Origin of the sequence: uncultured Polaribacter sp., from assembly GCF_947501385.1 — a bacterium.
Taxonomy (GTDB): domain Bacteria; phylum Bacteroidota; class Bacteroidia; order Flavobacteriales; family Flavobacteriaceae; genus Polaribacter.
In genome coordinates this window covers 1-10,958 of sequence record NZ_CANMVP010000052.1, presented here as the reverse complement: position 1 = coordinate 10,958, position 10,958 = coordinate 1, and the positions used below count along the sequence as shown (strand labels likewise).

The window sequence follows — 10,958 nt, the reverse complement described above, 5'->3', positions numbered from 1 at the left end:
GCTCTTTCTCCTTTTTATTAATATCTATCTAATATAAATACTTTAATCCATATCCTTTTGCAAACATAGGATGACAAGCTAAATATTAATAATAAATTTTAAAATAGTTGCAATTGTTGTGTAGGCTGTGGTAAATCTACTTCTTTAATTCCGTGAAACAATTCCATATTTCCAAACTGTTTGTCCGTAATTTCTAAAATGCAGACTTTGCCATGTTTAGGCAAACTTCTTTTTACTCTTTTGGTATGCACTTTAGCATTTTCTCTGCTTGGGCAATGTCTTAAATAAATTGAAAACTGAAACATCGTAAAACCATCAGCAATTAATTTTTTTCGAAATAAACCAGCTGCTTTTCGTTCTCTTTTGCTTTCGGTTGGTAAATCAAAAAAAACTAATACCCACATAATTCTATATCCGCTATATCTATTTTCAGACATTTATTTATCAATCTAATTCAGGAAATTTTATGTGCCTCAACTCGCCTGTATAACATTTATACAAACTAGATGTTGTTGTGGTAACAGCCACAAATAAAGGCCTTACTAGACCATCAATAAAAACATCTTGTGTAGCAATGGTTAAAAGATGTGCTTTAGCTTGTTTTGTCAATTCAAAATTATCTCGATAACCATTTACATAATTGTACACTAATTTATCTACAAAAGGCCGGTAAGGTTCCATAATATCATCTGCCAAACAATAGGCATTGTATTTATTTTTATGAAACAATCCTAAAACTGGCAACATGCCGCTACTTACTAAAGCTCTTGCTACAATACTCCTTAAGACTGCATATCCAAAATTTAGCAAGTTATTAGGTTCCTCTCCAAAACGTTGTCTCGAAAAATTATCAAACAAATGTTTCCAGTAATACTGCGCCGCCATACCTTCTCTATTGGAGGTATCTCCACTTTTTACCGTAAGCTTATATTCGACCAACGGTTCAGAAAATTTATCATATAAAGTTAATAAAGCTTCTTGATTGGCTATTTTTTGCTCCACGGTTTGTTTCCATAATTGCTTTTTTAAAGGTTCTGAAGCTGCTAACTGGTGCTTTATCCTTTCGGAATATTCTGTATGTCCGTACAATGGCAACATGATACCAAACGGCAAGTGATGTTCGTCACAACTAATCACAGCCACATTATTGCCTTGTAATTTCACCAAAAGTTGATTACTAATGGTAATTTGATAATGATCTAGCATTAACAGCGCAATATCTTCAATAGGAACTGTTCCTAAAATTTCTTTGCTTTCTGGCTCTTGAACAACCAATTGTTGTTGTTTTAATTTTAAATAAGATGGGTTACCAATGTAAATGGTTCTTTTTATCATAGCCTTTTTATATTGTTAATATTCCCCTACGTAAACTATTTTTCCAATATGATTTATTCTTACTTTAACAATATTTCTCAAAGGCTCTGTACTTTGAATAAATTGATATGTTTTACCAGATAATTGTTTTTTTGTTTTTAGAATTTCACTTGTAACTACTTGTGTTTCTAAATGATGATTAAACATATAGTTTTTTGTAGAAATTTTCTGAACTCTAAATAAATTTCCACTAATTTTCTTTAGATTTTTATCATCCATTAAATCTATTTCTACAGGATTAAAATCTTCCGAAGGAAAAATAAACATTTCATTCTGTTTCATAGTAAATAAAAATTTCCAGCCAATTTTAGAATTTAGCTCTTTATCAATGATTGGTAATTCTGCATTCACTCTTGCAATAGCTTCAAAAAAAGAAACAACTCTTTCTTGCAGCTTATCGTTTTTGTCTTTGTAAATAGCAACGTGATGGTTATTTCCTGTACTTACAAAATCTACTTTAAAATGTTTGCCATCGTTATCTAGAATATCATTTCCAAAATGGTCTTTTTTAGCATGTAAGTTTTCAGCATTTTTAATCCCACTTATTAAAACTCTTTTAATTGATATTCCTTTTTCTTGGTTTAGCCAAATAGGATTTTTATTTAAATCTGAAAAAGCTTCTTTCGACTTATTGTTATAATCAGATAATCGCTTTTCTAGAATCCTACGTACACCAACATCAATTACTTTTTGAATACTTTTTAAATCTTTGAAATTATCTGGATTCACCTCTTTTCTAATCGTATAATTGTCTTCAAAAGTTTTGGTTTTTAATTTTTCGGGAATTAATTTATTATCCGAAGTATAAATTGGATTTTTAGCTAATGTGTTTTTTCCTGTAAATGCTTTCTTAGCATCTCCATCAAAATCTTCCAATCGTTTTAAAAGTGCTATTCTGTAAGCTGGTTTGGTTATCGTATTTATTTTATCTACATCAAATTTTGCATTTACTTTTTCTATTTTTATAATTTCTTCTTTTAATTTACCATAGATGGTTTCTTTATGCAATTGACCTCTTGGAGTTAATTGAGTTTTTACTAAAAAATTATCTTTTCCTTTTAATTTAGTTTTATTCTTATTTTTTGTAGCAACTTTATTTTTTGCTTTAAATGAAACTAGTATTTGCTCAATATGTTCTTTTGCATCTGCTCTAAATGTATTTATTGGTGGGACAAATTTTCTCTTTTTTCTTCCGTTTTTTTCTTCGTAGTTTTTAGTAATTTTATTTCTTATTCCGTTTAAACTAATCTCTTGTTTAATTTTTTTAGCATATTCTTCACTACTTTTTTCATTTCTTGAAGCATTTAAATTATTTAAATACTGAATATGACTTTCTGTTGTAAAGGCTACTGTTAAGGCATCCATTGCGTGATGCCTGTGGTCATTTCTTTTCGTCCAATCAATTATTTGCTCCACTTTTTTACCTTCTTTTCTTTCTTGGAATTCTGTTAGACCCAAAGCTTTGTATTTTGGTAAGTTGAGTTCTTTCATTACATTTATTAAATCCCAGTCTTGTCGAAGTTTATCGGTAATTCTGCCTGTTGTTGGTGTAACTTTTCTAAAAACTTCCTCTAATAGTTGTTTGGCTTTTTTTGCAATGTATTGGCTATTTCTTAAATCTCGCTCAATAAAACCTTCTGGTAAATCTTTTTCAGATAATAATAATTTCTTGTACTTTCCTTTAGATATTACACCAGACTTTAAAGCACTTTCTACCCGAGATTTATAATTTTCTAAATCTAAATTGTATTTACTATTAATAAAATCAAAAGCCAATGTATCTGCTTTCTCTAAATTTATACTTCTGTATGCTAAGGTCTTGTTTGAAAAAGAATCATCAAATAGTTTTGCTTTTGGTATAATATGCTCAATATCTATTTCTTTTGAAAATAGTTTTTCTTGTGGAATATGCTGATTTGTAAATAGTGTTTTATAATTGTTATCTTTTAATTCTTGGTATAATTTATATTTAATAACATCATTTCTTGTTGGGTTTTTTATCTGGAATTCTGCTTGAAGTATTTTTCTAAAACCTGCATTTTCAAGAGTTGCTTTGTTAATGTATTCTGTTGTTTCTGCTCTTTCTTTAGCAGATTTTTTTAGTTCTCTTGCTAATTCAATTCTAATTTCGTCTGGTTTTCCATATTCTTCAACAATTTGATTGATAACATTTATCATTTGATTCAAAATCTTTTCAACCACAGGATTTCGTAAACTATTTTTTGGCAATAACTCTAATTTATCTTTTAAAATTCGGTTTTCTATTTCTTCTTTATTTAATGAATTAGAATGATTGTATTTTGCTAACTTACATGCTTCTGAAAATTCATGGCCTTCAACTAAAAAAGGCATAATTTTCTTAATTGCTCTCGCACTTAAACTTCCATAATCTTGTTGTAAAGAAACATTTGCCATCATAGTTGCATACTCTGGAGCAAAACCATATTTCTGATGTAGTTTCTTTTTTAAAGCAACATTAGAATTTCCGTACTTTATTTTATCTTCTGCAAGTATTTTGTCATCATCTTGTGCTGCATATAATAAATGCCAAAATTGATAACATTTTTGCTTATCAAAATTATTACCTTCTAAATTAGGATTAAAATCTAAAATACCAGCATCAATCCCAATTGTTGTAAAAACAGCCTTTAATTCATCTTTAATTTCTTGAAATGATTTCTTTTCCCAATCTTCACCGTAACCTTCGTTTTCTGCTATTTTTTTATAAACCTCATATAATTTTTGGTTGGTATTATTTCCTTCTATTCCTTCAGTAAAATTTGTTTTCCAAAGTTTGTGATTTAAATCAACAGATTTTAAAACTTCTTTTTCTGTTAATTTACCAGAAATATTTAGTTGTTGAAATAATTCTATTTTTAAATCGTGTTCAGGTTCTCTAATTTCTTTAGTGTTTTTATTTAAAAACTGAAGATTATTTAAAACTGACCAAATTTTAAATTCTTGAAATAACGGAGATGATTTTGGAACTGCTTTGTGGTGCTTCTCAAACCTACAGTTAGAAATTAAATGTTTTTGTGATTTTAATTTTCGTTGATAAAAAATAACTACATCTCTAATTTCCTTTTTTATTTCTGATGTTAATTCTGGATGAAACAAAGCTTGAGTTTCCCAAATTTTTTCAAACTCATCTAAATAATCTTGCCTGTAAAAAACTTGATTTCTTAATGAAGTGTGCTTATCTTTTACAATTTGACCATATAAATTTTCTCCAACAGTTTCATTATTAAAATACAGTTCTTTACTTCTATCACTAATTGCCCCTAAATATCCGCTTGATTTGTTAAGGTTGTTATTAATTTCAACTAAAACATAGGCAACTTCTTCTATTTTTAACTGATTTGATATTGCTACACTTCGCCATTTGTAATGTTGTTTTTTAACTTCGTCTCTTTTTCCTTTGTTTTCCGCTGTATAAATTCCATGTATCGCTAAAAAACGCTTTCTACTATTTTGTTGACCTTGGCCTTCTAATTTTTGATAAAATTCATCTGTTAAAATTTCTGGATAAAATTGTTTTTGGAAGTTCCATATTTTATCAAATTCAGTTTGTAAATCAGAACGATAAAAATCTGGAATAAACTTTTTTCCACTTTCTAATAAATTAAAAACATATTGCCCAACTGTAAGGTTATTATCGTACAATTCTTTAGCAATTGCCATTCCGTCAATTAAACTTCCTTCCTCTTCATTTTTGGCTTTTCTACTACTTTTATAACCACGTTTTTTATTTATGGATAATAAAACTCTTGCAAATTCATCTAAATCTATTTTTTCAGTAGCAGATTTTGCTCTTAATGATAGTGTTGAGTGAGTGGAATTTTCTCCAACTTCAGTAAGTGGAGTATGTTCTGAAATGACTTTATTGGTAATTAAAATCTCAATAAGATTTTCTCTACGAAGCTTAAAGCGTTGTAAATTTCTTCTTGCAGCTCTTTTTAAAGTACGATCTGCATTTGTAGTTATTGGTCTTCCTTTTTCAAAATTGGTTTGTTCATCAACTGTTAAAGGATTCACACGAACACCTAATTTTATAATTTCTGATTTTTCGTTAGAATTTTCAGCTTCATTTACCAAAGCCCAACCAATGGAAGTTGTTCCTAAATCTAGACCTAAAATCTTTTTCATAAAGTATTTTTTTATATTCTCTAAATTTAAAGTAAAAAAACCAAGAAAACAATACGGGAATCCGTAACTAAAAAATAATCAATAAAAAAAAGCGACACTTCCGTGCCGCTTTAAATGTTTTCACAACGGAATAATCCTTATTGTGAATTGATTTCAAATTGTACTACAAATATAAAAGAAAATAATTAACTTTTTTACGGGTTTACGTAAAATGGAAATATTTTAATAATACACCTCCTCTAAACTCACAATTTCCTCATCTTTTCTACGTCTAAAGACTTGGTCTGAAGTAACCTTTGTTATCGAATCTTCTCCCATGGCAGCCACCATTTCCTTAACGGCTTGTATGGTTTTATCGTGGTAATTTCTAACACGTATGTTTTTCTTTTCTACAACCAACGCTTTTACCAAATCTTCATCTTGTGTGGCAACACCCACAGGGCAGCTATCTAAATTACATTCTCTGGCTTGTATACAACCCAAACTCAACATAAAACTGCGTGCCATTCCTATGGCATCTGCACCCAAAGCTAGATATTTTACAATATCGAAAGCATCAATGGCTTTTCCGCTGGCAATAATTCTAATTTGATTTTTTAACTTGTATTTTTTAAGCAGCTTATTTATAAAAACCAAACCTTCTAATAAAGGTGTACCGATATAATTTGTAAATTCCATAGGTGCAGCTCCAGTACCACCTTCTCCTCCATCTACAGAAATAAAATCTGGATAATTTTTTGCTTTTGAAAAAGCCTTTATCATTTGTTGAATCTCTTCGTTATTACCCACACAAAGTTTAACACCTACGGGTTTTCCGCCAGACAAATCTCGAACTTTTTGAATGAAAACAATCATTTCTTCAAAATTTGAAAAAGCCGAATGTCCTGGAGGCGAGTCTACCTGCGTTCCTTGTGGTACTTTTCTAATTTTTGCAATTTCTGGTGTATTTTTCTTTGCTGGCAAAATGCCTCCATGACCCGGTTTAGCACCTTGAGAAAATTTAATTTCAATCATTTTAACTTCGGGTCTAATGGCATTTTCTCTAAAAATTTCATCATCAAAAACACGTTTCCCATCCACACTTTTTCCTGCGCCAAAATAACCTGTACCTACTTGAAAAATAAGATCTCCTCCTTGTAAATGATAGGGTGAAATTCCTCCTTCACCTGTATTATGAGCAAAACCACCCATTTTTGCGCCTTGATTTAAGGCCATAATTGCATTTTTACTCAAAGAACCAAAAGACATGGCAGAGATGTTAATGATAGAACTTTTATATTTTTTTGAACATTTATCAGATCCAAAAATAATTTTTTCTCCTGTAATATGATGGTGGTCTTTTGGAAATAAAGAATGCTTTACAAACTCATATCCTTTTTTATATACATCGTGTTGTGTTCCAAAAGGTACCGTATCTTTTTGCAATTTTGCACGTTGGTACACAACACTTCTCTTTTCTCTATTGATGGGTCTTCCATTTAGATCGTCTTCAATAAAATATTGCTGAATCTTCTCACGCTCCTCTTCAAACAGCCAACGCAAACGTGCCACTAAAGGAAACGAGCGTAACAAAGAATGTTTAGTTTGAAAGCTATCTTTGATCACAATAATTGTGAAAAGGCTTGATAATACTAATAATATAATCGTTCCTTTATCTGGCACAAAATAAACCAAAACTCCTAATAAAATTGTGCTAATTATAAATATTGATAATATGGTATTTCTCATCTTTTGAGCCTTCTTTTAAAGAGAGCCAAAAATAACCTATTCCTTTGAGATTATAAGAATAGTTGGCAAATAGTTGCGCCTGCCTTCGGCTGGCAACTTAGGGGTTGAAATTTTCGACTTCACTCAAGACAAGCTTCATCCTCTTTCTAATAAAAAAGCGTCATTGCGAGGAACGAAGCAATCTATTGGTGGATATGAGATTACTACATAAAGCAGAAAAAGCTTTATGTACAATGACAAAAGAGAAAAAGATATAGTGAAAAGGATCATCTACAAGGAAACGTCTAATTTTTTTTACCACATAGAAATATAGAAAACATAGTGTTGTGTTAACTGTGTGCCTATTTTGTGGAATTTTTAAAATACAACCCTTAAATTAAAAATGCTGAAACAAGTTCAGCACTAAAAGAAAAACTCCAACAAATGAATGTTGGAGTTTTAGATATGTTTAAAATTCTAAAAAAAATTACTCTTTTTTGAATTTTGCGTATTTGTTCTTAAACTTGTCAATACGTCCTGCAGCATCAATTAGTTTAGATTTACCAGTGTAAAACGGGTGAGAAGTTCTAGAGATCTCTAATTTTACTAAAGGATACTCTACACCATCAACTTCTAAAGTTTCTTTGGTCTCTGCAGTTGAACGTGTTATAAATACATCTCCGTTAGACATGTCTTTAAAAGCCATCATTCTGTAATCTTCTGGATGAATTCCTTTTCTCATTGTATATATATTTAATACTTTAATGTTATGTTTGTAAGAGCAAAATTGGTAAAGCTTTACTCAATATTCTAAATAGCTGTTTTTAACTATTTTGAGGATGCAAATTTAACCTTATTTTTTAATTTACAAATAAATAAATTGTTTTTATTTGCTCTTAAAGAGAATTTAAACAAAAATAAGGTTCTTTTAAGAGATAAAAGTTGTTTTTTGTCGTCTTTTTTTCGAATATTTACATTCTAAAACATTGAAATCTATACAAATAATGAAGAATTTTTCTATTCTAACTCCTTTTTTAGCCATTTTATTTCTAACGGTTTCTTGTGATGATGCCTATAAATTTTCTATAGAAAAGCCTAAGAAAACGGTTCTAAACGAAACGATAACTGTTAAAATGACAGAAGCAAAAGGGAAGCCTTTTGATAAAACTCAGTTTTATGTAAACGGAAAAGAAGTGGCTACTGATGGAAATGCTGCTACAATTCATACTACCGATTTAGGTGTTGGTAAACACGCCATTTCTGGTTTGGCTTTTTTTGAAGGAAAAACAGCGAAGAAAAATGCAACCCTTGAGGTTTTTGCAGATAAAAAACCAGAGGTGTATACCTATAAAATCATCAATACATATCCTCACGATACAAAAGCCTATACGCAAGGTCTAGAATATGATAACGGTTTCTTATACGAAACTACAGGACGCAGAGGGCAATCTACACTTAGAAAAGTTGAAATTAAAACGGGTAAAGTTTTACAGAAAATAGCCTTAGATAAGGAATTTTTTGGTGAAGGAATGACCATTGTGAATGATAAAATTATTTGGCTTACTTGGCAAGGCAAAAAAGGGTTTGTCTACGATTTAAAAACCTTTGAACTAGAAAAAGAGTTTGCCTATGATAAGAGCGATGAAGGTTGGGGGCTAACGCAAAATGACACAGAATTAATAAAATCTGATGGCTCTCATAAAATATGGTTTTTAGACAAAGAAACTCTAGAAGAAAAGAGGTTTATACAAACATATACCTATGATAGAGCCATAGATAATTTAAATGAGTTAGAAATAGTGAATGGGAAACTCTACGCGAATAAATACCAGCAGAACACCATTATAATTATAGACCTAACCACAGGAATTGCTGAAGGTTTGGTAGATTTAAGAGGTTTGGAAAAAGAAATGTCTAAAACACAAAAACTAGTTCCGCAAGACGAAGTGTTAAATGGTATTGCTTATGATGCTGAAAATAACAGGTTATTTGTTACTGGAAAAAACTGGGGAAAATTGTTTGAAATCGTATTGGTGAAGAAGCAATAATTCAAACAATAAAAAGTTTTATTTTTAAATTCAATCCTGCTCCTAAATTTTGAGCTAAGAAAACAGAAATTACATCTATGCGCTACCTACTTTCTTTTATGATTTGCATTGTTCTTATTTCTATCAGTTCTTGTAGAAAAGATTTTTCTACCATTCCTAGTTTTGGGAATTTAGAATTTTCTAAAGACACCGTTTTTTTAGATACTATTTTTACAAACATTGGTTCTGCAACCTATAATTTAAAGGTTTATAATAGAGGAAATAGTTCGATTACCATTCCTAGAATTCAGTTAGAAAATGGCACTGCTTCTAGTTATCGATTAAATGTTGATGGCGTTCCTGGACAAGAATTTAACAATATAGATATTCTTGCCAAAGACAGTATTTTTGTTTTTATAGAAACTACTGTTAATGTTGCGAATGGGCCAAATCTTTTGTACACAGATAGAATTTTATTTGACAACGGTAACAACCAGCAAGAGGTAGATTTGGTGACTTTGGTGGAAGATGCTCACTTTATTTTTCCTGACAAAGACGCTATTACAATGAAAATTGATAGTTTAACTTTAGATGGTCAATCAACAACAATTAAAGGAAGATTTTTAAAAGATACTGAGCTTACATTTACAAAAGAAAAACCTACTGTTATTTATGGCTATGCTGCAATTCCTGCAAATAAGACGTTAACCATTGAAGCTGGAGCTAGAGTTCATTTTCATGATAATTCTGGGTTAATTGTAGACAATAAAGCCACTTTAAAAGTAAACGGGACACTTTCTGAAAAAGTAATTTTTGAAGGAGACCGATTAGAAAATAGTTTTAGCCAGATTCCTGGGCAATGGGGAACCATTTGGATGCGTGCCGGCAGTAAAGACAATAAAATAAAGCATGCACAAATTAGAAACGGCATTATTGGAATTCTAATTGATAGTATTGGCACTGCATCTACACCCACTTTAAAGCTAGAAAATACAGAAATCTACAATCACTCTAACTTTGGCATTCTTGCTAGAGAAACAAATATTGAAGCATACAATGTGGTTATTGGTGCTGCAGGACAAGCGTCTCTAGCTGCAACAATTGGTGGAACTTACAATTTTACCCATAGTACATTTGCCAATTATTGGAACAATGGCACTAGACAATTACCTGCCGTTTTAGTAAATAATTTCTTTATTTACAATAATGAAGCTGGAGAAGAAATCACAGAAACTAGAGATTTAAAAGCAGCAAATTTTACCAACTGTATTTTTGAAGGAAATAATACCATTGAGTTTGTAGTTGACAAAGTTGATGGCGGTGGATTGTTCAATTATTCCATACAAAACTCTATGATTAGATTTAATGATACAGGAAATTCCTTTGATGGAGTCTTCGAAGTTGATTTTGCAAACAACCCAAATTATTCCAATAACATTTTAAACGGGACTGTTAATTTTAGAGATACTCAAAATGAAGATTTTATTATTGGTGAAAAAAGCGATGCAATTAACAAGGCAATAGCGACCTCTTTTAAAATAGACATCTTAGGTGTAGATAGAACTACAAATCCTGATATTGGTGCCTATCAACACATTACTTTTGATTGACAGACAAATAACATGAACGTTTGTCATCCTATGTTTGCAAAAGGATATGGATTAAAGTATTTATATTAGATAGATATTAATAAAAAGGAGAAAG

General features: G+C 30.5%; 7 protein-coding genes. 2 read left to right on the top strand and 5 right to left on the bottom strand.

Features of this window, described 5'->3' with window-relative positions; genetic code table 11:
- Positions 1-98 precede the first annotated feature (98 nt).
- The 5 genes from cas2 to Q0998_RS18915 form a co-directional block, all read right to left on the bottom strand.
- The gene (cas2, locus tag Q0998_RS18935; protein ID WP_299672901.1) at positions 99-437 is read right to left on the bottom strand and encodes a CRISPR-associated endonuclease Cas2; all 339 of its coding nucleotides are present in this window, start codon (positions 435-437) and stop codon (positions 99-101) included.
- 7 nt (positions 438-444) lie between these two features.
- Positions 445-1,335: a type II CRISPR-associated endonuclease Cas1 gene (gene cas1 / locus Q0998_RS18930; RefSeq protein ID WP_299672898.1), complete on the bottom strand. Its 891-nt coding sequence runs from the start codon at positions 1,333-1,335 to the stop codon at positions 445-447.
- A gap of 15 nt (positions 1,336-1,350) precedes the next feature.
- A complete protein-coding gene (cas9, locus tag Q0998_RS18925) occupies positions 1,351-5,520 on the bottom strand; it encodes a type II CRISPR RNA-guided endonuclease Cas9 (protein ID WP_299672895.1) in 4,170 nt (1,389 codons plus the stop codon).
- 222 nt (positions 5,521-5,742) lie between these two features.
- Entirely contained in the window at positions 5,743-7,248 is a 1,506-nt protein-coding gene (locus Q0998_RS18920) for an FMN-binding glutamate synthase family protein (protein WP_299672892.1), read from the bottom strand.
- Positions 7,249-7,714: 466 nt separating this feature from the next.
- A complete protein-coding gene (locus tag Q0998_RS18915; protein WP_299672889.1) occupies positions 7,715-7,969 on the bottom strand; it encodes a type B 50S ribosomal protein L31 in 255 nt (84 codons plus the stop codon).
- Positions 7,970-8,231: 262 nt separating this feature from the next.
- On the opposite strand from Q0998_RS18915, the gene Q0998_RS18910 reads away from it, so the two are divergent.
- Both Q0998_RS18910 and Q0998_RS18905 read left to right on the top strand, forming a co-directional pair.
- Positions 8,232-9,275 (top strand): glutaminyl-peptide cyclotransferase, encoded by a 1,044-nt coding sequence (locus Q0998_RS18910; protein ID WP_299672887.1) that lies wholly within the window; start codon positions 8,232-8,234, stop codon positions 9,273-9,275.
- Between the two features lie 77 nt (positions 9,276-9,352).
- Positions 9,353-10,864 (top strand): hypothetical protein, encoded by a 1,512-nt coding sequence (locus Q0998_RS18905; RefSeq protein WP_299672885.1) that lies wholly within the window; start codon positions 9,353-9,355, stop codon positions 10,862-10,864.
- The last annotated feature ends 94 nt before the right edge of the window (positions 10,865-10,958 follow it).